The sequence below is a fragment of the Methylobacterium sp. 1A genome, from assembly GCF_058072805.1.
The window spans coordinates 2957629-2978894 of record NZ_JBYQVE010000001.1 but is presented as its reverse complement, the minus strand read 5'-3'; the positions used below and the strand labels follow the sequence as shown (position 1 = coordinate 2978894).

Here is a 21266-nt window from a genome sequence, read left to right as displayed (position 1 = left end):
AGGTAACATGGTGATGATCGCACGCAGGGGCCTGCTCGCCGGAGCGGCCCTGCTCGGCGCCGCGCGGGCGGCCGGGGCCGGCTGGGAGCCGTCGCAGCGGGTGCCCGACCCGGCCGTCGAGATCCTCGACCCGGCCTTCGCCAAGTACCGGCTCGCCTCGGCGACGGTCGAGCGGGTCGCCACGGGCTTCCGCTGGGCCGAGGGGCCGGTCTGGTTCGGCGACATGGGATCGCTGCTGTTCAGCGACGTGGTCAACGACCGGATCATGAAGTGGGAGGAGGCGTCCGGCGCGCTCTCGGTGTTCCGCAAGCCGTCGAACTACGCCAACGGCAACACCCGCGACCGGCAGGGCCGGCTGGTCACCTGCCAGCACAGGACCCGCAGCGTCACCCGCACCGAGCACGACGGCAGCCTGACCACGCTGATGGACCGGTTCGACGGCAAGCCGCTGAACTCGCCGAACGACGTGGTCTGCCATTCCGACGGCGCGATCTGGTTCACCGACCCGGCCTTCGGGCCGAATCCGCACGAGTCGATGGCCGCGCCGGAGCTTCCCGGCAACGTCTACCGGATCGATCCGAGGACGGGACAGGCCAGCGTCGCGGTCGAGGGCGTGGCGGGTCCGAACGGGCTCTGCTTCTCGCCGGACGAGTCCAAGCTCTACCTCATCGAGGCGCGGGCGAAGCCGAACCGCCTGATCCGCGTCTACGACGTGGTCGAGAACGGCACCAGGACCGCGAACGGCCGCGTCTTCTACGATGCCGGGACCGGCACGCCGGACGGCTTTAGGGTCGACGTCGACGGCAATCTCTGGTGCGGCTGGGGGATGAGCGAGGCCGAGGACGGGGTCATCGTGCTCTCGCCTCAGGCCAAGCTGATCGGCCGGATCCGCTTGCCGGAGCGCTGCGCCAACCTGTGCTTCGGCGGACTCAACCGCAACCTGCTGCTGATGACGTCCACGCACTCGGTCTATTCACTGTACGTGAACACGCGGGGTGCGGGGACCTGCTGAGGTTGGATGGGCGGCTCGCGCCGCCCTGCCGTCCTTGCGGAGCGACGCAATCCAGGGGCGTCACGCCGACCGATGTCGCGATGCCCTGGGTCGCTTCGCTGCGCTCGCGATGACGGTGGTGCCCCGCCCCTACTCCGCCGCCTGCGGCATGTACCGCGCCGGATCGTAGTTCAGGATCGGGCCGAGCCAGCGCTCGACCTCGCGGACATCCATCCCCTTGCGGGCGGCGTAATCCTCGACCTGATCCCGCTCCACCTTGGCGACGCCGAAGTAATGCGCGTCCGGGTGGGCGATGTAGATCCCCGATACCGACGAACCCGGCCACATCGCGTAGGACTCGGTGAGCTTCACGCCGATCCGGCTCTCGGCCTTCAGGAGGTCGAACAGGGTGGTCTTCTCGGTGTGGTCGGGCTGGGCCGGATAGCCCGGGGCCGGGCGGATGCCGTCGTACTTCTCCAGCACCAGCTCCTCGGGCCCGTAGGCCTCGTCGGACGCGTAGCCCCAGAACTCCTTGCGCACCCGCTCGTGCATCCGCTCGGCGAAGGCCTCGGCGATGCGGTCGGCGAGCGCCTTCACGAGGATCGCCCGGTAATCGTCGTTGGCCCGCTCGAAGCGCTCGGCGATCCGCACCTCCTCCAGGCCCGCCGTCACCACGAAGCCGCCGACATAGTCGGCGATGCCGGTCTCGGCCGGCGCCACGAAGTCCGACAGGCAGGTGTTCGACCGCCCATCGCGCTTCGAGAGCTGCTGGCGCAGGCCGTGGAAGGTGGCGAGCCGCTCCGACCGGCTCTCGCCGGTGTAGAGCGCGATGTCGTCACCGACGCTGTTGGCCGGCCAGAAGCCGATCACCGCCTTCGGGTTGAACCAGCGCTCCTCAACGATCTGCTTCAGCATCGCCTGCGCGTCCTCGTAGAGGGCGCGGGCGGCCGGGCCCTGCTCGGGATCGTCCAGGATCGCCGGGAAGCGGCCCTTGAACTCGTAGGTCTGCAGGAACGGCGTCCAGTCGATGTAGGGCACGAGGTCGGCGACCTCGTAGGAGCCGTAGACCCTCGTGCCGGTGAAGGAGGGCTTCGCCGGCTTGTAGCCCGACCAGTCGATCTTGAAGGCGTTGGTCCGCGCCTTCGCGAGCGGCAGCCGCTGCTTGTCGGCCTCCGAGCGCCTGTGGGCGTCCGCCACCTTGGCGTACTCGGCCCGGACCTTCTCGATCGTCGGCCCACGAGTCTCCTTCGAGATCAGGCTCGACACCACGCCGACCGCGCGGCTCGCGTCGGTGACGTAGACCGCCTGACCCTTGGCGTAGGCCGGGTGGATCTTCACCGCCGTGTGGACGCGGCTCGTGGTGGCACCGCCGATCAGCAGCGGCACGTCGAGCCCCTCGCGCTCCATCTCGCCGGCCACGTGGACCATCTCGTCGAGCGACGGGGTGATCAGGCCCGACAGGCCGACGATGTCGACTTTCTCGGTCTTGGCGGTCTCCAGGATTTTGGCGGCCGGCACCATCACGCCGAGATCGATGATCTCGTAGTTGTTGCAGGCCAGCACGACGCCGACGATGTTCTTGCCGATATCGTGGACGTCGCCCTTCACGGTCGCCATCAGCACCTTGCCGGCGGCCTGGCGCTTGCCGTCGCCGCCGTTGGCGCGCTTCTCCTCCTCCATGAACGGCTCGAGATAGGCGACCGCCTGCTTCATCACGCGGGCTGACTTCACCACCTGCGGCAGGAACATCTTGCCGGAGCCGAACAGGTCGCCGACCACGTTCATGCCGGCCATCAGCGGGCCCTCGATGACGTGGAGCGGGCGCTCGGCTGAGGCCCGCGCCTCCTCGGTGTCGGCCACGATGTACTCGGTGATGCCGTTGACCAGCGCGTGCTCGATCCGCTTCTCGACCGGAGCCTCGCGCCAGGTCAGGTCGGCGGTCTTGGCCTGGGCCGATGCGCCGGTCTTGAAGCGCTCGGCGGCCTCCAGCAGGCGCTCGGTCGAATCCTCGCGGCGGTTGAGGACGACGTCCTCGCAGAGCTCGCGCAGCTCCGCCGGGATCTCGTCGTAGACGGCGAGCTGGCCGGCATTGACGATGCCCATGTCCATGCCGGCCTTGATGCAGTGGAACAGGAACACCGCGTGCATGGCCTCGCGCACCGGCTCGTTGCCGCGGAAGGCGAAGCTGAGGTTCGAGACGCCGCCCGAGATGTGGGCGTGCGGCAGGGTCTCGCGGATAGTGCGGGTCGCCTCGATGAAGGCGACGCCGTACGGGTTGTGTTCCTCGATACCCGTGGCGACGGCAAAGATGTTCGGATCGAAGATGATGTCCTCGGGCGGGAAGCCGACCTGCTCGGTCAGGATCCGGTAGGCCTTGGTGCAGATCTCGACCTTGCGTTCGTAGGAATCCGCCTGCCCCTGCTCGTCGAAGGCCATCACCACCACGGCGGCCCCGTAGGAGCGGCAGATCTTGGCGGCTTCGATGAACTTCTCCTCGCCCTCCTTCATGGAGATCGAGTTCACGATCGGCTTGCCCTGGATGCACTTGAGGCCGGCCTCGATCACCTCGAACTTCGAGGAATCGACCATCACGGGCACCCGGGCGATGTCGGGCTCGGCGGCGACGAGGTTCAGGAACTCGACCATCGCCTTCTGCGAGTCGAGCAGGCCCTCGTCCATGTTGACGTCGATCACCTGGGCGCCGGCCGCCACCTGATCGCGGGCGACGTCCAGCGCCGCCGCGTAGTCGCCGTTGGTGATGAGCTTGCGGAACTTGGCCGAGCCGGTGACGTTCGTGCGCTCGCCCACGTTCACGAACGGGATTTCCGGCGTGAGCACGAAGGGCTCGAGGCCCGACAGACGCATCAGGCGCGGCACCTCGGGGATCGGCCGCGGCGCCTTGCCGGCGACGGCCTCCGCGATGGCGCGGATATGGTCCGGGGTGGTGCCGCAGCAGCCGCCGACCATGTTGACGAGGCCGGATTCGGCGAACTCGCCGACCAGCTTGCCCATGGCCTCCGGGCTCTCGTCGTAGAGGCCGAACTCGTTCGGCAAGCCGGCATTCGGATAGGCGCAGACCAGCGTGTCGCAGATCCGCGACAGCTCGGCGATGTGGCCGCGCATCTCGCGGGCGCCGAGCGCGCAGTTGAGGCCGAAGGTCAGCGGCTCGGAATGGCGCAGGGAGTGCCAGAAGGCCGCCGGGGTCTGGCCCGACAGGGTGCGGCCCGAGAGATCCGTGATCGTGCCGGAGATCTGGATCGGCAGGCGGATGCCGGTCTCGTCGAAGACCTGCCACGCCGCCGCGACCGCAGCCTTGGCGTTGAGCGTGTCGAAGATGGTCTCGATCAAGATCAGCTCGGCGCCGCCGTCGATCAGGCCGCGGACCTGCTCCACGTAGGCCTGCTTCACCTGGTCGAAGGTCACGGCCCGGAAGCCCGGGTTGTTCACGTCCGGCGAGATCGACAGGGTGCGGTTCGTCGGGCCGATGGCGCCGGCCACGAAGCGGCGGCGGCCGTCCTTCTCCTCGGCGAGCTTGGCGGCCTCGCGGGCGAGCCGCGCTCCTTGAGCGTTCAGCTCGTGGATGATCGACTCCATGCCGTAATCGGCCTGGGCGATGGTGGTGCCCGAGAAGGTGTTGGTCTCGCAGACGTCGGCGCCGGCCAGGAAGTAGTCGAGGTGGATCTGCCGGATCGCGTCGGGCTGGGTCAGGATCAGGAGGTCGTTGTTGCCCTTCTGATCGTGCCCGTGATCCCTGAACCGGTCGCCGCGAAAGTCCTCTTCCGAGAACTTCAGGCGCTGGATGACGGTGCCCATCGCCCCGTCGAGGACGAGGATCTTCTCCGCGGCGCGCTGGCGCAGGGCCTTCGCGATCTCGGTGCCGTCGACGGGGGCAAAATTGGTCATCGTGCGTCCTGTCAGATCACCTCGTCCTGAGGTGCCGGAGCGAAGCGGAGGCCTTGGAGGCCTCCAGATATCTCGGTGTTCCCTGGAACCCTCCTTCGGGGCCGCTCACGCGGCCCCTCAGGACGAGGTGGAGGGGGATCTTCGGTCTCTCGTGCGTGCCCTGGCTGCTGTCTCGGACACAAGCCGTCTTTGCGAGCGCAGCGAAGCAATCCAGCCGCGCCACGCTCACGGAGGTCGCGCTGCCCTGGGTCGCTTCGCTGCGCTCGCGATGACGGACCGCGGCCCCGAGAAGTTAAGCCGCCGCCTTCGCGGCCGCCAGCTTCGGCGCCTGAGCGCGCAGGCCGAGCAGGTGGCAGATCGCGTAGACCAGATCCGATCGGTTCATCGAGTAGAAGTGGAAGTCGTTGACGCCCTCGTCCACGAGGTCGAGCACCTGCTCGGCCGCCACCGCGCCGGCCACGAGCCGGCGGGTCTCGACGTCGTCCTCCAGCCCCTCGAACCGGGCGGCCAGCCAGTAGGGCACCGAGGCGCCGGTGCGGCGGGCGAAGTTCGCCGCCTGCTTGAAGTTCTGCACCGGCAGGATGCCCGGGATGATCGGGATCGTGATCCCGGCGGCCCGGACCTTGTCCAGGTAGCGCAGGTAGATCTCGTTCTCGAAGAAGAACTGGGTGATCGCCTGGTCGGCCCCGGCATCGACCTTGGCCTTCAGGGCGTCGATGTCGGCGTCGAGGGAGGCCGCCTCGGGGTGCTTCTCGGGATAGGCCGAGACCGAGATCTTGAAGTCGCCGATCCGCTTGATCCCCTTCACCAGCTCTGCGGTCGAGGCGTAGCCCTCCGGGTGCGGCCGGTAGGCGTGGCCGACACCCTCGGCCGGGTCGCCGCGCAGCGCCACGATGTGGCGCACGCCCGCGTCCCAGTAGGACTGGACCACCGCGTCGATCTCGTCGCGAGAGGCGTCCACGCAGGTGAGGTGGGCGGCGGGCTTGAGGCCGGTCTCGCGGACCATGCGGGCGACCGTGTTGTGGGTGCGCTCGCGGGTGGAGCCACCAGCGCCGTAGGTCACCGAGACGAAGCTCGGCTGCAGCGGCGCGAGGCGCTCGATGGAGTTCCAGAGGATCTTCTCCATCTCGTCGGTCTTCGGCGGGAAGAACTCGATCGAGACGCGGATCGGGTGGTAGCCGTCGCGGCTGGCGCGGTGGGTGGAGCGGCGCATCAGGGTCTCGTCCTCTATGTCGGTCGGTTCAGACGAAGTCTGCGGAGGTCAGTGTCTCAGGCGACGGCGCGCTGAGGCTGTTCTGTGTCGGTGTCGGCCAGCCCGTCCTGAGCCAGCCCGTCCTGGGCCAGCCAGAGGGTGACGGTGAGCTGGCCCGACTCGCGCGGCGTCAGATCGCGGGTGGCGACCGTCGCGAGGCCGGCCTCGGCGAGCCAGCCGGAGACCTGCTCGGCGGAGAAGCCGAGGCGCCGGTGGGCCTGCCCGGTGCGGAGGAATTCCAGCTCGTGCGGCGCGAAGTCCACCACCAGCAGGCGGCCGCCCGGCGCCACGAGCCGCGCGGCCCCGCGGAGCGCCCGGGCCGGGTCGTCGAGATAGTGCAGTACTTGATGGACCACGACGAGGTCGAAGCTCGCCCGCGCGAAGGGCGGCGCGTGGATGTCGCCCTGCCGCAGGTCCACCCTTGCCAAGCCCTGGCGCTCCAGGTTGGCCCGGGCGACGGACAGCATGGCGTGGCTCGAATCGAGCCCGGTAGCGCGGCCGGCCCGGGGCGCCAGCAGGCCGAGCATCCGGCCGGTGCCGGTGCCGAGATCGATCAGGCTGCCGATCGGGCGGTCGCCCAGGGCGTCGAGCACCGCGGCCTCCACGATCGCCTCGGGCACGTGCAGGGAGCGCAGCTCGTCCCATTTGGGGGCCAGCCGGGCGAAGAAGGTCGTGGCGGCATCCGCCCGCTGCGCCCGGACGGCGTCGAGGCGCGCGCGGTCCTCCGACAGGGGCGGCGCGGTCCGGTCGAGACCGGACAGGAGCGGGTCCGCCAGGCCGGCGCGGGCGTCGGACAGCCGGAAGAACGCCCAGGCCCCCTCGCGGTGGCGCTCGACCAGCCCGGCCTCCACCAAGAGCTTGAGGTGGCGGGAGATCCGCGGCTGCGACTGACCCAGGATGTCGGTGAGGTCGGACACCGACAGTTCCCCCTCGACGAGCAGCGCCAGGATGCGCAGGCGCGTCTCCTCCGCGGCGGCACGCAGGACGCCCAGGGCTTCCGGAAAGGGGATCGACCCCGCTTCTTGCCTGCGTTCGATAGACATAAAGATATGTTTATGTCCGTTTTCCCGCGGGCGCAAGCACGATCTTGATCGGGTCCACGTCGGCGCGTGACGGCTCCCGACGGCATTGCCGAACCGATGAGACCGAAGCGCGGCGGCGGCGTTAATGGCAGGGTCGATGACTGGATCGATGACAGGGCCGCGGACCGCGTGCCCGGGGAGGCACGCATGGCCGAGAGCCCGTTCCCGCAGATCACGCTGGTCCGCCACGGCGAGACCGCTTGGAGCCGGTCCGGTCAGCATACCGGGCGCAGCGACATCCCCCTGACGCCGGAGGGCGAGGACGCGGCGCGCGCCCTCGCACCGCGCCTGGCGCGCCGCGCCTACGCGGAGGTGTGGTCGAGCCCGTCGAGCCGGGCGGCCACGACCTGCGCGCTGGCGGGCTTCGGCGACCGCCGCGCGATCGACCCGGATCTCGCGGAGTGGGATTACGGCGCCTACGAGGGCCGGACCACGAAGGCGATCCTGGCCGAGCGGCCGGACTGGCGGCTGTTCCGCGACGGCTGCCCCGGGGGCGAGACGGCGGCGGATGTCGGTGCCCGGGCGGACCGGGTCATCGCCCGGGCCCGCGCCCGCGACGCCGACCTCATCGTCTTCTCCAGCGCACATTTTCTGCGGGTGCTGGCCGCGCGCTGGATCGGCCTGGAGCCGCGGGGCGGCGCGCTCCTCGTCCTCGGCACCGCGAGCGTCTCGGTGCTCGGCTACGAGCACGACCGCACCGAGCCGGTGCTGCGCGCCTGGAACGGGTAGGCGCTAGCGCAGCCAGTACCCGTCGGGCGCCAGCGCCTGGGGCATCGGCTCGCCGAGGGCGTGGTGGACGATGCGGTCCACGGCGCGGACCATGGCGTCGAGGGGCAGGTCATTGGGCTCGGTGCCGAACGGCTCCTCGAGCTCGTCCCCGAGAGCGTCCAGGCCGAAGAACGTGTAGGCCACGAGCGCCACCACGACCGGGGTCGCCCAGCCGAGCGAGCCGGTGAGGCCCACCGGCAGGAGCAGGCAGTAGAGCCACGCCGTCCGGTACACGAGCAACGTGTAGGCGAAGGGCAGCGGCGTGTTGGCGAGCCGCTCGCAGGCGGTGTGCACGCCCGACAGCGCCTCGATCCGGGCCTCGAGGAGGCCGAACTGGATGTCGCTGAGCCGGCCCGCGCGCGTCAGCGCGGCGAGGTCGCGGGTAATGGCGGCCAGGACCGAGTCGGTCGGATTCGGGCCGGACAGGTCCGATCCGGGGCTCGTCCGGTCGACGGCGGCGGCCTCGTCCAGGTCGCGAAGGCGGGCGTGGAGGCCGTGCGCGAAGGCCGACAGGCGCCGGAGCTGGAGCGCGGCCTCCCGCTCGGGCAGCAGGGCCGGGAGGGCGCGGGCGAGGTTGCGCACCTCGCCGATCAGGTTGCCCCAGTGCTTCCGCGCCTCCCACCAGCGCTCGTAGCAGGCGTTGTTGCGAAAGCTCAGGAAGATCGAGAGGGCGAGGCCGACCACGGTGAACGGCGTCACCCCTGCGCTAACCGGGAACAGCGCGGGCCACCGCGATTCCGCCCACACCACCGCGCACGAGACCGCGACGATCCCCGCGAGCTTGGGCGCCACCCGCGGCACGATCGAGCCGCGCAGGGTGAACAGCAGGGTCAGCAGGTTGGGCCGGGTGCGGACGATCATCGGGGCTTCGGCGATGCGGTGCTGCCGTCCTGCCCTGCGCCCTCCGGTCCCGCAACCGACGTCTCTGTGAGCTCGGCAGTTCGATCGACCAAGGCCGGGCCGCGGACGGGTCTCAGACGGTCTCCGCCTCCCACAGCCACGCCGCGCCGCGCACGCCCGACGCGTCGCCGTGCAGGCTCGCTCGCACGGGCGTGTCGAAGGCGTCGGAGAAGACGTGGGGGGCGATCGCCGCCGGCAGGCCCGCGATCAGCTCCGGGATGCGGGACAGGCCGCCGCCGATCACGATCACGTCCGGGTCGAGGAGGTTCACCACCTGGGCGGCCGCGCGCCCGAGGCGCTCGAGGTGGACGGCGAGCGTCTCCCGCGCCGCCGGGCTTCCGGCCCGGGCCTCGGCGACGACCGCCTCGGCGGTGAGGTTGCCGCCGTGCCGCCGCGCGTGGTCCGCCGCCAGCCCGGGACCGGACAGCCAGGTCTCCACGCAGCCCCGGCGACCGCAGTAGCAGGCGGCGCCCGGCCGCTCGTCGTCGCGGGGCGCCGGCAGGGGGCCGTGGCCCCACTCGCCCGCGATGCCGTTGCGGCCCGTGAGCACCCGACCGTCGAGGGCGATGCCGGACCCGACGCCGGTGCCCAGGATCACCGCCCAGACCACGCGGGCCCCGGCGCCGGCGCCGTCGATCGCCTCCGACACCGCCAGGCAGTTGGCGTCGTTCTCGATCCGGAGCGGGCGTTCCAGGCGCGCGCCGAGATCGGCCGCGAACGGGTGTCCGTTGAGCCAGTGCGAGTTGGCGTTGCGCACGAGGCCCGTCGCCGGGGACAGGCTCCCGGGCATGCCGATGCCGACGCTGCAGGGCGTGCCGGCCTCGGCCTCGAGACGCAGGACGAGGTCGGCCACGGCCTCGACGGTGGCCCGGTAGGCGCCCCGCGGGGCGGGCATCCGCGCCTCGGCCAGGGTCGACCCGTCCCGGCCGAGCACGATCCCGGCGATCTTGGTGCCGCCGAGATCGATGCCGAGGCGCGGGCGACCTGCGTTCTCCGCCGTCGGCGATCCCATCACTCGGCGGCGGCGACCTTGCTGTCGGTGCCCATCGGCTGCGGCGACTCGTCGGCGATGTGGGTGCCGATGGCGACCGGGTGGGCCATCACCTCGTTGAGCTTGGCGACGTCGAGCTCGCCTTCCCAGCGGCTGACCACCACGCAGGCGACGCCGTTGCCCACGAGGTTGGTGAGCGCGCGGCACTCGGACATGAACTTGTCGATGCCGAGGACCAGGGTCATGGCGGCGACCGGCACCGGGCTGTTGGGGATCGCCGAGAGCGTCGCCGCCAGGGTGATGAAGCCGGCACCCGTGACGCCCGATGCGCCCTTCGAGGTCAGCATCGCCACCAGGATGATGGTCGCGTACTGGCTGATCGACAGGTCCACGCCCACGGCCTGCGCCAGGAACAGCGTCGCCAGCGTCATGTAGATGTTGGTGCCGTCGAGGTTGAACGAGTAGCCGGTCGGGACCACGAGACCGACGACCGAGTCCGAGGCGCCGAGGCGGCGCATCTTGGTCATGAGCTGCGGCAGCACCGTCTCGGAGGACGACGTGCCGACCACGATCAGCAGCTCGTCCTTGATGTAGGCGAGGAAGCGCAGGATCGAGAAGCCCGCGACCCGGGCGATCGTCCCGAGCACCACGAGCACGAACAGGATCGCCGTGATGTAGAAGGTGCCGACCAGCCACGCGAGGTCGTAGACCTTCTGGATGCCGTACTCGCCGATCGTGAACGCCATGGCGCCGAAGGCGCCAACGGGGGCGAGCTTCACGACGATGCCGATGATCCGGAAGAAGATCTGGCCGGCGGTGTCGATCGCGTGGTTCACCGAGGCCGCGCGCTCGCCGAGATTCGTCACCACGACGCCGGTGAGGATCGAGATCAGCAGCACCTGCAGCAGGTCGCCGGTGGCGAAGGGGTCGAGGAAGCTCTTCGGGATGATCGCCAGGATGTGGGCGACGGTGGAATCGGCGGCCGCCTTGCTGGCGTAGGTCGCGACCTTGCTGGCGTCGAGCTTCGACGGGTCGGCGTTGAAGCCGGCGCCGGGCCGGATCACCTCGCCGACGATGACGCCGATCAGCAGCGCGATGGTGGACACCACCTCGAAGTAGACCAGCGCCTTCAGGCCGACGCGGCCGACCTTCTTCAGGTCACCGATCGACGCGATGCCGTGGACGATCGTGCAGAAGATGATCGGCGCGATCATCATCTTGATCAGGCCGATGAAGGCGTCGCCGAGCCACTTCATCGACTTGCCGGTGGCCGGGTCGTACCAGCCGAGCAGGACGCCGAGCGCGATGGCGATCAGCACCTGGATGTAGAGCACCTTGTACCAGGGCTCGCGGGGCGCTGCGGCGGGAGCCGTCGCCTGGATTGCCTGTGCCATGTCCATCCCGTGCGACGACCGCGCACCCTCCCGATTTGCCGGCACGCTAGCGACTATCACCCGGCGCCTCAACGGCTGCACGCTTATCCGCCCGGAACCATCCGTGACAAAAACCTGTCATTCCCGGACGAAGATCTCTCGTATCCGAGAGCCGCGGACCCGCGAAAACAGACGGGCCGCAGCGCGATCTGCGCTGCGGCCCGGCCGTGCCTCGCGTCGTTGCGACGCGGGTCAGGTCTGCTGCTGGGTCCGGCGGGGGCGGACGGTCCAGCGCTCGAACATCGAGGCGGGATCCTCGCTCTTCCCGTCCTTGTTCTCGGCGGCGGGATCGGGCTGCTGGTGGATCGCCGCGCCGAGGGCCTGCGACAGGCTCTCGATGACGTCGTCGATGCGGGCATCCCCGTGCAGGGCGTCGCCGCTGCCGGATTGCGGGGCTGGCGTCTCGGCGGCCGGCGCGGCGTGCGCGGCCGCTTCCGGCGCGGGCTCCGGCTGCGGCTCGGGCTCGGGGTGATGCTCCGGGGCCGGCTCGGGCGGGCGCGGGGCGGCCGCGGCGGGCTCGGGAGCCGGCGGCGGGGCGGCGACGACCGGCGCGGCGGCGGCCAGCGCCGCGGGAGCCGCGGCCCGGCGCATAGCACCCATCGCGCCCTCGTCGGACTCGGTGCTCCGGCTGCTGCTGCTACCGTAACGGCCGAAGCCGAAGCGCGGCTCGATCAGGTCCAGCACCGCGTCCAGCGCGGCGTTGCTCAGCGCCACCTCCTCGGCCGCCGGCACGCCCTGGATGGCCAGGGCCGCCCGCTCGAAGGCCGGCTCGCTGCTGACCTCGCGGCCGAACCAGCTCGGGGCGTGGAAGCCGGCGGCCTCGCCGTCATCGTCGAAGGTGACGCTGATCAGGTCCAGGCTGCCGGGGGTGACGTAGCGGTCGATGGCGATCTCGCGCCCGCCGGCATTCAGCGTGGTGCGGTCGTAGGCGGCCTTGCCGGGGCACACGTCCAGCAGGGCGTCGCCGTGGGCGCGCGGGACGTCGGTGCGCTCCTCGACCGGGACGCCGTCCGGCCCCTTGTTCACCAGGACCAGCTGGCAGACCTGGCCGTCGACGCGCACGTAGGAGGCCCGGCCGCCCTGGGGCGCGAAGTGACCCTCGGTGATGCGGGCGCCACCCCGCTCCTTGCGGATCAGGCGGACCAGGGATGGTGCGACCAGAAATCGGCGAACGGTGCTCATGAACTCAAAACCCCTCCCGCTTGGTCGGCGGCGCGCCGATCCGGCGGACAGCCCTCAGCGCCGCCGGGCCGCACGGAAGGGGGCACGTGGAGCCGGCCCGCACGGCGTATAAGCTGACTGCCACGCCGTATTCGCCAGAGCCTGACCGCTTCCGTCGCCAATCACCGGACAGCGACATTCTGAGACTATAGAGCGCTAAGCAAAAACGCGACGAAATCAAGACCGGATCGGCTCGAGGATCCGGCCCCGGCGGTCCCTGTCCCCGATATCCCGGCTTTCGCGCCGCGTTTTCGAACCCAGGTTAGCGGCCCCCGCGATTCATTCAGCCGGCTCGAAATTCATCGCCGCGCCGTTCATGCAGTAGCGCAGGCCGGTCGGCGCCGGGCCGTCGTCGAAGACGTGGCCGAGATGGCCCTTGCAGCGCGCACAGTGCACTTCGGTGCGGACCATCCAGTGGCTGCGGTCCACCGTGGTCTCGACGGCGCCGTCGAGGGGCTCGAAGAAGCTCGGCCAGCCCGTTCCGGACTCGAACTTGGTGCCCTGCTCGAACAGCGGCTGACCGCAGCCGGCGCAGGTGAAGGTCCCGGCCCGCTTCTCGGCGAGCAGACAGCTCGTGCCGGCCCGCTCCGTGCCGTGCTCGCGCAGGACCCGGTACTGCTCCGGTGTCAGCGCCGAGCGCCACTCGGCGTCGCTGCGGGTCTCCGGGCTGGTGGTCGGCGTGTCGGCCATGGCGATCTCCCTTCTCGCCACGCTATATAGGGATCGCGCGCCCTATCCGGCAGTCCCGGAGGATGCCGCAGGGCGTCTCCGGGATCGGAGACGCGGCGTTCAGGCGGCGGCGCCGACGGTGTCGGCCATCCGCGCCCGGCGCGCGCCCATCGGCAGCGGCGCGCCCGTGGTAGTGTCGCGGGCGGTCTGGTGCTCCAGCTCCGCGTTGATCTCGCCTCCGAGCAGCACGATCGTCGAGGAGATCCAGATCCACGTCATGAAGCCGATCACGGCGCCGAGCGACCCGTAGGTCTCGTTGTAGGTGCCGAAATTGGCGACGTACCAAGAGAACAGGAGCGAGGCGGCGAGCCAGAGCAGGCCCGCGACGACGCTGCCGAACCCGACCCAGCGCCAGCGGGCGTGCTCCCGGCTCGGCCCGAACCGGTAGAGCACCGACAGGCCGCCGAGCAGGACGATCAGGATCGCCGGCCAGCGCAGGGCCGCGAGCAGCCACGCGGTCGAGCCGAGGCCCAGGAAGTTCAACATCACCGGCACGACGACGATCACGTTGAGCGCGACGATGATGAACAGCAGGGCGCCGACCGTGAAAGTGAGCGAGCGGAGGTTGAGCCAGAAGAAGTTCCGCTTCTCCTCCTCCTCGTAGACCACGTTCAGCGCGTCGAACATCGCCTTCATGGCCGCGTTGGCGCTCCAGATCGACAGGAGCAGGCTGGAGAAGAACGTGATGCTGAGGGAGCCGCTGCCCTTGGCGGCGATGCGCTTGACCTGGTCGCCGATGAGCTCGACCGCGCCGGACGGAAGGACCGCGTGCAGCTGGGCGAGGTGATCGTTGATGACGGTCACGTCGGCGAAGAGGCCGTAGCAGGAGACCAGCGCGGCGATGGCGGGGAACAGCGACAGCAGCGTGTAGAAGGTCACCCCGGCGGCGACCGCCAGGACCCGGTCCTTGTTGAACTCCAGGTAGACCCGGACGACGATGTCCTTCCAGCCGGACCGCGTCATCTCGACGGGGCTGTCGGCGGCGCGGCCGCGCTCCGGCTGGGTTGCGGCGGTGAGCTGCGCGGCGCGCCCCGAGATCGAGCGCGCCCCCGCGGCGACGCCCTTCCGCAGGCCCCGATCGTCGCAGGACGGATCGCGGTCGAGCGGCGGCTCGTCGGCGGGGAGAGCCGCCGGCACGCGGCGCCGCGCCGGCGCCGCCGCGAGGGCGACCAGCGCCGAACCGAGCATCAGGATCCAGAGGATCGAGCCGCCCTCCGAGGGGCCGGTCGAACGCGACGGTGACGGGGGCATGGATCGGGGCCAGTGCGCGGAACTGCCGCGCTCGGGACTCCCAACGTCGTCGTGCCGCGGCCGTTCCGCGCGTCGCGCGGGGACGCCGCGGCCCTCCGCGCGTTGTGCTCGTTATGCGCGATCAGCCCCGACTCGGATTCTGCTGCAAGTTCGTCCTGGACGAGCCGCCCGGCACCCACGCCACCCTCAAGGCGGAGCGGGAGGCCACGCTGCACATGAACCTCACCAGCGTGACTATGGCCCATCTCACGAAGCTGGAGCCGGCCGCCCGGCGGGTGAAGCTCACCGGGCTCGTCGCCCACAACCTCGACGCCCTCGCCCGCCAGATCGCCTGGGTCGGGGCCCGGCCGCCGCTGGAGCGCCTCCTGCGCATGGCGAGCAACGTCCTTCCGGGCTACACCCACCCGATCGCGCAGCCGCTCTACGCCGAGCCCGAGATGGCGGCGCTGGTCGAGCGCGGCCTCGCAGAGGCCGGCGCGCTGGCCCGCCGGCTCGGGGTGCGCCTGAGCTTCCACCCGGGACCGTTCTGCCTGCTGGCGAGCCGCAACCCGGCGGCGATCGCCAACGGCCTGTCCGAACTCGACTACCACGCTGAGATCTTCGACCGGATGGGCTACGGCGGCGGCTGGCATCCGCACGGCGCCCATATCAACATCCATGTCGGCGCGGGCGACCCGGGGGTCGAGGGCTTCCGCGAGACCCTGCCCCGAGCGAGCCGGGTGGCGCGCGACCTCGTGACGGTCGAGAACGACGAGAACGTGTTCGGCCTCGACGCGGTGCTGCGGCTCGCCGACCTCGTGCCCGTGGTGCTCGACCTGCACCACCACTGGGTCGAGAGCGGCGGGGAGTATCTCGAGCCGGACGATCCCCGGATCGCCCGGGTGCAGGAATCCTGGCGCGGCGTCCGGCCCGTGGCCCATATCAGCGTGTCGCGCGAGGCGGTCTCCGCCGCCTGCGATCCGGACGCCCTGCCCGACTTCCCGGCCCTGCGCGCGGCCGGCCACGCGGTCCGCGACCTCGCGGCCCATTCCGACATGATGTGGAACCGGGCGGTGAACGACCTCGTCGCCCGGCACCTTGCCTGGGCGGATTTCGAGATCGAGGCCAAGGCGAAGAACCGCGCCTCCGTGCAGATCGCCCGACACATCCTGGCCCTCGAGGGAGCGGCGCCGATCGCGGCCGAATGACGGGACGGTCTCGACGCGTCCGTCGGTCCGCACTAGGCATCCCGGTATGAAGACCGCCGACTGCGACATCCTCATCGTCCCGGGGCTCGGGGGCTCCGAGGAGGACCATTGGCAGGCCCGCTGGGCGGGCCGCCTCGCCACCGCGCGCGTGGTCGAGCAGGACCAGTGGCACGAACCGACCCCGGAGGCGTGGTGCGGCCGCATCGCCGAGGCGGTCGCGGCGGCGACGCGGCCGGTCATCCTGATCGCCCACAGCCTCGGCGTGGTGGCGTGCGTCGAGGCGGTGCCGCGCTTTCCCACGGGGGTGGTGCGCGGCGCCCTCCTGGTGGCGCTCCCGGACGTCGAGGAAGCGCCGGGCCTGCCCGACGCGGTCCGGGCCTTCGCGCCGGTGCCGCGCGATCCCCTGCCCTTCCCGTCCCTGCTGGTCGCCAGCCGTACCGACCCGTACTGCCGCTACGAGCGGGCGGACGACTTTGCCCATGCCTGGGGGGCGCTCACGGTCGACGCGGGCGAATCCGGCCACCTCAACGTGGCGAGCGGGCACGGCCCCTGGCCCGAGGGGCTGATGCGGCTCGCCGGGTTCCTGAAGGGGCTCTGAGCCTGCGAGCCCTGCGGCGCGCGAGGACGATCGGCGTCCCCGTGGCTCGGCGGGATGGGACCGGCACGGGTCGTATTAACGCGCTGTTTACCACCGCCCTCTTCAGTGGCGGCACGGGCGGTTCTTCGTCCCGAAGCCGCCCCTGGAGAGCACCGTGACGCGCAAAGAGCTTCTGGAACGACTCGAAGCGGTGCAGACCGCCCTCGGCCCCCGGGCCCAGAGCAACTTCAACAGCTCGCTGTTCAACGACGTGACGCTGCTCAAGCGGATCGAGGCCTTCGAGGCCAAGCTCGGCGAGCCCGAGAAGCCGAAGACCGCCGACTACACCGGCAACATGTTCTCGCGCATCGCCAACCGCCGCGCCGCCGCGGGCGCCAAGTAGCCCCGCCCCTATTTCGGCTCGGCCTCGGCCGAGCGCAGCAGCTCGCCGGCGACGTCGGCGAGCCGCGGCGGGGCCTCCCGCACGAACGGCAGCGGCCGGCAGACGTTGAGCGCCGCGAGCCCGAACCGGGCGGTCATCAGCCCGTTGAGCACGCCCTCCCCCAGCTTGGCGGAGACCCGGGCGGCGATCCCGAGCCCCAGAACTTGCTGCATCACGCTCTCGCCCACCGCCATGCCGCCGGTGACCGTGAGATGCGCGAGCGCCGCGCGCCCCAGCCTCAGGAAGCCCAGGAAGCCCGGCCGGCCGCCGTAGATCGCGGCGATCCGGCGCAGCAGCCGCACCGCCGCGAACACCACGAACGCCACGTCGACGATCGCCCGCGGGCTGAGCGCCGTCACCGCCGAGACCTGCTTGGCCGTCGTCGCGATGGCGTTGCGCGCCTGCCGGTCGAGGCCGGCCAGCAGCTCGTGCTCGGCCAGTCCGATCCGGTCGTCGACGTCGAGGATCGCGTCGGCGGCGGCGTCGATCCGGGCGCGGCCCGCCGACAGGGCGTCGCGGTCCGCGTAGAAGGTCGAGAGCGCCTGCACCACCGCCTGCGCGCCGGTGTGGTCGCGGGTGGCGAGGGCGTCCAGCGCCGACTGGCGCAGCCGCTCGATCTTGCGCTCGCGCCGCAGGCCGGCGAGTTCCCGCACCACGATCGCCAGCAGCGCCAGCGCGGCGAGGCCCAGCAGCGCGAGGGCCACCCAGCCGAGCCAGGGGGCGGCCTGGAACAGGTCGCTGATCATCCGCTCGACCGACAGGCCGACGCCCAGGGAGACGAGGCCGCCCACCGCCGAGAGGAACAGGGCACCCCAGGGGGAGCGCGAGCGCGGCGCCACCGGCACGGCGACGCCGTCGGCGGCGTCGAGGATCTCGAAGGGTTCCTCGACGATCCGGGCCTGCGGCGGCCGCGGTCCGAGCGGCGTCGTGGTCACGCTCGGCTCGCCGACCGGTTCGGGGCCGATCCGGAAGGCGCGGGGTTTCTGGCCGGAGGTCATGGTCGCGGGCTCCGCATCGCACACATCGTCACGCCAGCCGGTCGCCGATCAGGAACTGCATCGCCCGGTCGAGCCGGATCTGCGGCAGGTGCCCGGCGCGGCCGAGCCCGTCCGGGCGTACCAGCGGCGGCCGGAAGCGCGGGAAGCGCAGCGAGCCCGGCTCGACCGCACCCTCCAGCACCGCCTCCGCGCGGGCCGGCAGCTCGCCCGGGAAGATCGCGGCCTCGCTGTTGCCGTCGAAGACCTCGTCGCCCACCACCTCGCCGGCCTCCGGGGTGCCGGCCACCGCCCGCAGCGTCTCCGACCCGTCGTGGACGGTGGTCTCGCGGGTGGCGCGCACGGAGGCCAGCGCCACGGTGCCCACCCGGGCGCCCGCGGCTTCCGTCCGCCGCATGGACCGCGACACGAGTAGCCGCAGCAGCGCGTCGAGCCGGTCGTGGCTCGTCTGGTGGAGATGGTCGGCCTTGGTGGCGGCGAACAGCACGCGGTCGGCCCGTGGCGCGAACAGCCGCGACAGCACCGTGTTGCGGCCGATGTTGAGGCTGAGCAGCACCGCGTCCAGCGCCTCCTCCAGCTCAGCCAGGGCGGTCGGCCCGGCATCGACCGCCGACAGGACGTCCACCAGCACGATCTGCCGGTCGACCCGCTGGAAATGGTCGCGGAAGAACGGCGTCACGACCTTGGCCTTGTAGGCCTCGAAGCGCCGCTCCATCAGCCCGGCGAGGCTGTCGGGGGCGATCGTCTCGGTGAGCCGGTCGAGGGGCGCGAAGGTGAGCGCCGGCGAGCCCGCGAGGTCGCCCGGCATCAGGAACCGGCCCGGGGGCGTCGTCGCCACGGCTTCGGGGCCGGCGCGCAGGCCCGCGAGGTAGGTCTTGAAGGCGTCGCTCGCCCGCTCGGCCGCGACCTCGTCGAGGGGGCCGTTCGGGTCGAAGCCCTTCAGCGCCTCCAGCCAGGGCGCGGCCACGGCGGCGCGGCCGGGCCGGCGGGTGCCGCCGATCGTGGCCCGGGACCACGCCGTGTAGCTGGTCTCGATCAGCGCGAGGTCGAGGAGCCACTCGCCGGGGTAGTCGACCACGTCGAGCATCAGGGTCGCGGGGCCGGTGCGCCAGCCGGCGGCGCGCTCGTAGGCGATCTCCAGGCGGAACTGGCTGATCCGGTCGGTGGAGCGCGGCCAGCGCCGCGCCTCGGTGAGCGTCGCGAAATGCTCCTCGAAGGGGAAGCGCGGCACGTCGTCGTCGGGCTGGGGCACCAGCTTGGCGCGGCGCAGGCGACCCTCCTGGGCGGGCGCGAAGGCCGGCAGCGCGTGGGTCTCCACGAGGTGGTGGATCAGCGCCGTTGTGAACACGGTCTTGCCCGAGCGCGCGAGCCCGGTCACGCCCAGCCGCAGGGTCGGCTGGACCAGCAGGTCGTGCGAGGCTTCGGCGAAGGCTTTGACGGCCGAGCCGGCGCGCGCGGCAAGGTCGATCAGGGGCACGGGCGGGCTCGTGGTAAGGGGAACGGGCCGGGCAGAGGTGGCGCGGGCGGGCCGGAACCGCAAGGCTTGCCGCCCGGGAAGCCTCCCCTAGGGCGGCGCGGTGCTGGCGGCCGGCGTGGGCGGCTTCAGCCGGGCGATCGCCCCGGCGACGAGGTCCGGGCCGGCGCGCAGCGTGCCGAGCTCCACCGCCGACATCGCCAGCATCACGGGCGCCAGATTGGCGCGCGGCGCGCCGTCCGGCCCGAACAGGTCGAGGTCGTCGCCGGGCTTCAGGCCGACGCTGGCGCTGATGCGGTTGGCGTAGGCCTGGATCCTGACCTCGTCGCCGGTGCAGAGCGGAGCCGGCAGGCGCAGGTCGAGGACCGGCAGGCCGGCCGCGATCGCCGGCAGCAGCGCGGATTCTGCGACCATCCGGTCGGCACTCGGGACGCGACTTGGCTTCCGGTCGAGCAGCGCCGACGGGTCGGCGACGCTCCCGGCCGGGCGGCCGGTGGAGGCGGAGATGCCCGCGGCGATGTCGGGAACCGGCTGGAGCATCGCCACCCGCGGGATGGCGACCGGGCGTCGGGTCGGGCGGCCGGCCATCCGGGCGAGCGGCGACCAGGGCTGAACCCGCAGGGCCGCCCGGCCCCGCGGCGCGCCGCCGGGGCGGTGCGCGGCGAGGTAGCGCGCCCGCAGGGTCCGCCCGAGCCCGCGGGGCGCGAGGGCCGCCGAAACGGCGGGCGCCGCCACCGCCCGGCCCGGCCGCGCGGGGGCGGCACCGACGCGGCACTCGGCCGGCGCCCAGCGGCGCACGATGGCCAGCGCCGTGCGGCGGCCGTAGTCGCGGTAGTAGCGCCGCAGCAGGCTCGCGGCGGCGTCGGCGCCGTCGTCGAGGGTGGCGAAGGCGGTGTGGCCCTCCCCGTCGGCGCCGATCTCGCCGGACCAGCGGGCGGACTTGATGCACCAGCCGTTGTTGAGCCGCACGCAGCGGGCGACGTAGGGCGGATCGTCGGCCAGCGAGGCGGTGATCGCCAGCGCCCGCGGCGTCAGCTGCGCGCCGGTCTGGGCGTGCCAGTTGGACACGGAGCGGGTCGCGGGGTCGAAGCGCGGGGGTGGGCTGTCGGCCGGAGCGGAAACGGTCGCCGGGGGCGGAAGGGCGCGCGCGAGGGCGTCCGCGCCGGCCTCGGCATGCGGCACCAGGGTCGTGATCAGGATCAGCGCGTTCAGCAGCACGCGGTCGGGCCTTCGCGGCGGCGGACGGGCTCGATGCGGACGCGCGTCACGGGTTCAGAACCTTGAGCGCGGCCTCGTGCAGCCGCGGGTCGCCGGCCGCGATCACGCGGCCGCCGCCGGCGGCCGAGCCGCCGTCCCAGGCGGTGACCCGCCCCCCCGCCCCCTCGACGATCGGGATCAGCGCGACGATGTCGTAGGGCTTGAGCCCGGCCTCGACCACGAGGTCGATCTGGCCGGCCGCCAGCATGCAGTAGGCGTAGCAATCCGCGCCGTAGCGGGACATCCGCACCTGGCCTTCCAGCGCCCGGAATCGCTCGGCCTCGTCGCCGGCCGCGAACAGCCGGGGATCCGTGGTCGCCAGGATCGCCTGGGCGAGGTCACCGCAGCGGCGGGTGCGCAAGGTCCGCTCGCCCGCCGGCGCGCGGAGCTTGGCGCTGCGCCCGTCCCCGGTGAACCGCTCCGCGAGATAGGGCTGGTGCATCATCCCCCGCACCGGCATGCCGTTTCGGGTCAGCCCGATCAGGGTTCCCCAGGTCGGCAGGCCTCCGATGAAGGCGCGGGTGCCGTCGATCGGGTCGAGGACCCAGACGCACTCGGCGTCGGTGCGCTCCGCGCCGAACTCCTCGCCGAGGATGCCGTGGCCCGGGAAGGTCTGGCCGATCATCGCCCGGAGGACGACCTCGGCGGCCCGGTCGGCCTCGGTGACCGGATCGAACGGCGCCCCGCCGCGGGCCTTGTCGTCCAGGCCGAACTGGGCGCGGAAGAACGGCAGGATCGCCTTCCCGGACGCGTCCGCGAGGTCGTCCATGAACCGGCCGAGTTCGACGACGCTCATCCGTTCCGTCCCCTGTT

General features: G+C 71.9%; 18 protein-coding genes. 5 read left to right on the top strand and 13 right to left on the bottom strand.

The window, feature by feature from the left end; all coding sequences use genetic code 11:
- The first annotated feature begins 7 nt into the window (after positions 1–7).
- Positions 8–1012: an SMP-30/gluconolactonase/LRE family protein gene (locus ACX9MN_RS14580; RefSeq protein WP_489724774.1), complete on the top strand. Its 1005-nt coding sequence runs from the start codon at positions 8–10 to the stop codon at positions 1010–1012.
- Positions 1013–1141: 129 nt separating this feature from the next.
- On the opposite strand, the gene metH is transcribed toward ACX9MN_RS14580, so the two are convergent.
- From metH to ACX9MN_RS14565, 3 genes are all read right to left on the bottom strand, one after another.
- A complete protein-coding gene (gene metH / locus ACX9MN_RS14575; RefSeq protein WP_489724773.1) occupies positions 1142–4894 on the bottom strand; it encodes a methionine synthase in 3753 nt (1250 codons plus the stop codon).
- A 292-nt stretch (positions 4895–5186) separates the two neighbouring features.
- Positions 5187–6107, bottom strand: a complete 921-nt coding sequence (gene metF, locus ACX9MN_RS14570) for a methylenetetrahydrofolate reductase [NAD(P)H] (protein WP_489724772.1) — start codon at positions 6105–6107, stop codon at positions 5187–5189.
- Between the two features lie 56 nt (positions 6108–6163).
- Entirely contained in the window at positions 6164–7189 is a 1026-nt protein-coding gene (locus tag ACX9MN_RS14565) for an ArsR/SmtB family transcription factor (protein ID WP_020095369.1), read from the bottom strand.
- Between the two features lie 186 nt (positions 7190–7375).
- Here ACX9MN_RS14565 and ACX9MN_RS14560 point away from each other — a divergent pair, with 186 nt between their 5' ends.
- Positions 7376–7957: a histidine phosphatase family protein gene (locus ACX9MN_RS14560; RefSeq protein ID WP_489724771.1), complete on the top strand. Its 582-nt coding sequence runs from the start codon at positions 7376–7378 to the stop codon at positions 7955–7957.
- Positions 7958–7960: 3 nt separating this feature from the next.
- Here the strand turns inward: ACX9MN_RS14560 and ACX9MN_RS14555 are convergent, their stop codons facing one another.
- The 6 genes from ACX9MN_RS14555 to ACX9MN_RS14530 form a co-directional block, all read right to left on the bottom strand.
- Positions 7961–8857 (bottom strand): bestrophin family protein, encoded by an 897-nt coding sequence (locus tag ACX9MN_RS14555; protein WP_100252332.1) that lies wholly within the window; start codon positions 8855–8857, stop codon positions 7961–7963.
- Between the two features lie 112 nt (positions 8858–8969).
- Positions 8970–9908, bottom strand: coding sequence for an ROK family protein (locus ACX9MN_RS14550; RefSeq protein WP_489724770.1), 939 nt, complete (start codon positions 9906–9908; stop codon positions 8970–8972).
- Positions 9908–11281 carry a dicarboxylate/amino acid:cation symporter gene (locus tag ACX9MN_RS14545; protein WP_026605282.1) on the bottom strand — a complete coding sequence of 458 codons (1374 nt, stop codon included), beginning with the start codon at positions 11279–11281 and terminating at the stop codon, positions 9908–9910. The genes ACX9MN_RS14550 and ACX9MN_RS14545 overlap by 1 nt, the downstream gene beginning before the upstream one ends.
- Positions 11282–11512: 231 nt before the next feature.
- Positions 11513–12502 (bottom strand): hypothetical protein, encoded by a 990-nt coding sequence (locus ACX9MN_RS14540; RefSeq protein WP_091680378.1) that lies wholly within the window; start codon positions 12500–12502, stop codon positions 11513–11515.
- Between the two features lie 318 nt (positions 12503–12820).
- The gene (gene msrB / locus ACX9MN_RS14535) at positions 12821–13231 is read right to left on the bottom strand and encodes a peptide-methionine (R)-S-oxide reductase MsrB (RefSeq protein ID WP_020095375.1); all 411 of its coding nucleotides are present in this window, start codon (positions 13229–13231) and stop codon (positions 12821–12823) included.
- A gap of 99 nt (positions 13232–13330) precedes the next feature.
- A complete protein-coding gene (locus ACX9MN_RS14530; RefSeq protein WP_091680380.1) occupies positions 13331–14521 on the bottom strand; it encodes a YihY/virulence factor BrkB family protein in 1191 nt (396 codons plus the stop codon).
- A gap of 113 nt (positions 14522–14634) precedes the next feature.
- On the opposite strand from ACX9MN_RS14530, the gene ACX9MN_RS14525 reads away from it, so the two are divergent.
- The 3 genes from ACX9MN_RS14525 (at position 14635) to ACX9MN_RS14515 (ending at position 16688) form a co-directional block, all read left to right on the top strand.
- Positions 14635–15708 carry an apurinic/apyrimidinic endonuclease family protein gene (locus ACX9MN_RS14525; protein WP_091680382.1) on the top strand — a complete coding sequence of 358 codons (1074 nt, stop codon included), beginning with the start codon at positions 14635–14637 and terminating at the stop codon, positions 15706–15708.
- Positions 15709–15754: 46 nt separating this feature from the next.
- On the top strand, positions 15755–16306 hold the full coding sequence (locus tag ACX9MN_RS14520) for an RBBP9/YdeN family alpha/beta hydrolase (RefSeq protein WP_489724769.1): 552 nt from the start codon (positions 15755–15757) through the stop codon (positions 16304–16306).
- A 154-nt stretch (positions 16307–16460) separates the two neighbouring features.
- Positions 16461–16688, top strand: coding sequence for a hypothetical protein (locus ACX9MN_RS14515; RefSeq protein WP_012319110.1), 228 nt, complete (start codon positions 16461–16463; stop codon positions 16686–16688).
- Positions 16689–16696: 8 nt separating this feature from the next.
- On the opposite strand, the gene ACX9MN_RS14510 is transcribed toward ACX9MN_RS14515, so the two are convergent.
- From ACX9MN_RS14510 to hisN, 4 genes are all read right to left on the bottom strand, one after another.
- Complete coding sequence (locus ACX9MN_RS14510; RefSeq protein WP_489724768.1) at positions 16697–17725, bottom strand: YcjF family protein; 1029 nt, start codon at positions 17723–17725, stop codon at positions 16697–16699.
- Positions 17726–17753: 28 nt separating this feature from the next.
- Positions 17754–19199: a YcjX family GTP-binding protein gene (locus ACX9MN_RS14505; RefSeq protein WP_489724767.1), complete on the bottom strand. Its 1446-nt coding sequence runs from the start codon at positions 19197–19199 to the stop codon at positions 17754–17756.
- An 87-nt stretch (positions 19200–19286) separates the two neighbouring features.
- On the bottom strand, positions 19287–20414 hold the full coding sequence (locus tag ACX9MN_RS14500) for a hypothetical protein (RefSeq protein WP_489724766.1): 1128 nt from the start codon (positions 20412–20414) through the stop codon (positions 19287–19289).
- A 46-nt stretch (positions 20415–20460) separates the two neighbouring features.
- On the bottom strand, positions 20461–21249 hold the full coding sequence (gene hisN, locus ACX9MN_RS14495; protein ID WP_489724765.1) for a histidinol-phosphatase: 789 nt from the start codon (positions 21247–21249) through the stop codon (positions 20461–20463).
- Between the last annotated feature and the right edge of the window lie 17 nt (positions 21250–21266).

Bases quoted from the DNA above. Each gene is read 5' to 3' on its own strand.
- ACX9MN_RS14525 (WP_091680382.1), top strand. From the start codon at position 14,635: ATGCGCGATCAGCCCCGACTCGGATTCTGCTGCAAGTTCGTCCTGGAC.
- ACX9MN_RS14520 (WP_489724769.1), top strand. From the start codon at position 15,755: ATGAAGACCGCCGACTGCGACATCCTCATCGTCCCGGGGCTCGGGGGC.
- ACX9MN_RS14550 (WP_489724770.1), bottom strand. From the start codon at position 9,908: ATGGGATCGCCGACGGCGGAGAACGCAGGTCGCCCGCGCCTCGGCATC.
- metH (WP_489724773.1), bottom strand. From the start codon at position 4,894: ATGACCAATTTTGCCCCCGTCGACGGCACCGAGATCGCGAAGGCCCTG.
- metF (WP_489724772.1), bottom strand. From the start codon at position 6,107: ATGCGCCGCTCCACCCACCGCGCCAGCCGCGACGGCTACCACCCGATC.
- ACX9MN_RS14555 (WP_100252332.1), bottom strand. From the start codon at position 8,857: ATGATCGTCCGCACCCGGCCCAACCTGCTGACCCTGCTGTTCACCCTG.
- ACX9MN_RS14510 (WP_489724768.1), bottom strand. From the start codon at position 17,725: ATGACCTCCGGCCAGAAACCCCGCGCCTTCCGGATCGGCCCCGAACCG.
- ACX9MN_RS14580 (WP_489724774.1), top strand. From the start codon at position 8: ATGGTGATGATCGCACGCAGGGGCCTGCTCGCCGGAGCGGCCCTGCTC.
- ACX9MN_RS14530 (WP_091680380.1), bottom strand. From the start codon at position 14,521: ATGCCCCCGTCACCGTCGCGTTCGACCGGCCCCTCGGAGGGCGGCTCG.
- ACX9MN_RS14565 (WP_020095369.1), bottom strand. From the start codon at position 7,189: ATGTCTATCGAACGCAGGCAAGAAGCGGGGTCGATCCCCTTTCCGGAA.
- msrB (WP_020095375.1), bottom strand. From the start codon at position 13,231: ATGGCCGACACGCCGACCACCAGCCCGGAGACCCGCAGCGACGCCGAG.
- ACX9MN_RS14545 (WP_026605282.1), bottom strand. From the start codon at position 11,281: ATGGCACAGGCAATCCAGGCGACGGCTCCCGCCGCAGCGCCCCGCGAG.
- ACX9MN_RS14560 (WP_489724771.1), top strand. From the start codon at position 7,376: ATGGCCGAGAGCCCGTTCCCGCAGATCACGCTGGTCCGCCACGGCGAG.
- hisN (WP_489724765.1), bottom strand. From the start codon at position 21,249: ATGAGCGTCGTCGAACTCGGCCGGTTCATGGACGACCTCGCGGACGCG.
- ACX9MN_RS14540 (WP_091680378.1), bottom strand. From the start codon at position 12,502: ATGAGCACCGTTCGCCGATTTCTGGTCGCACCATCCCTGGTCCGCCTG.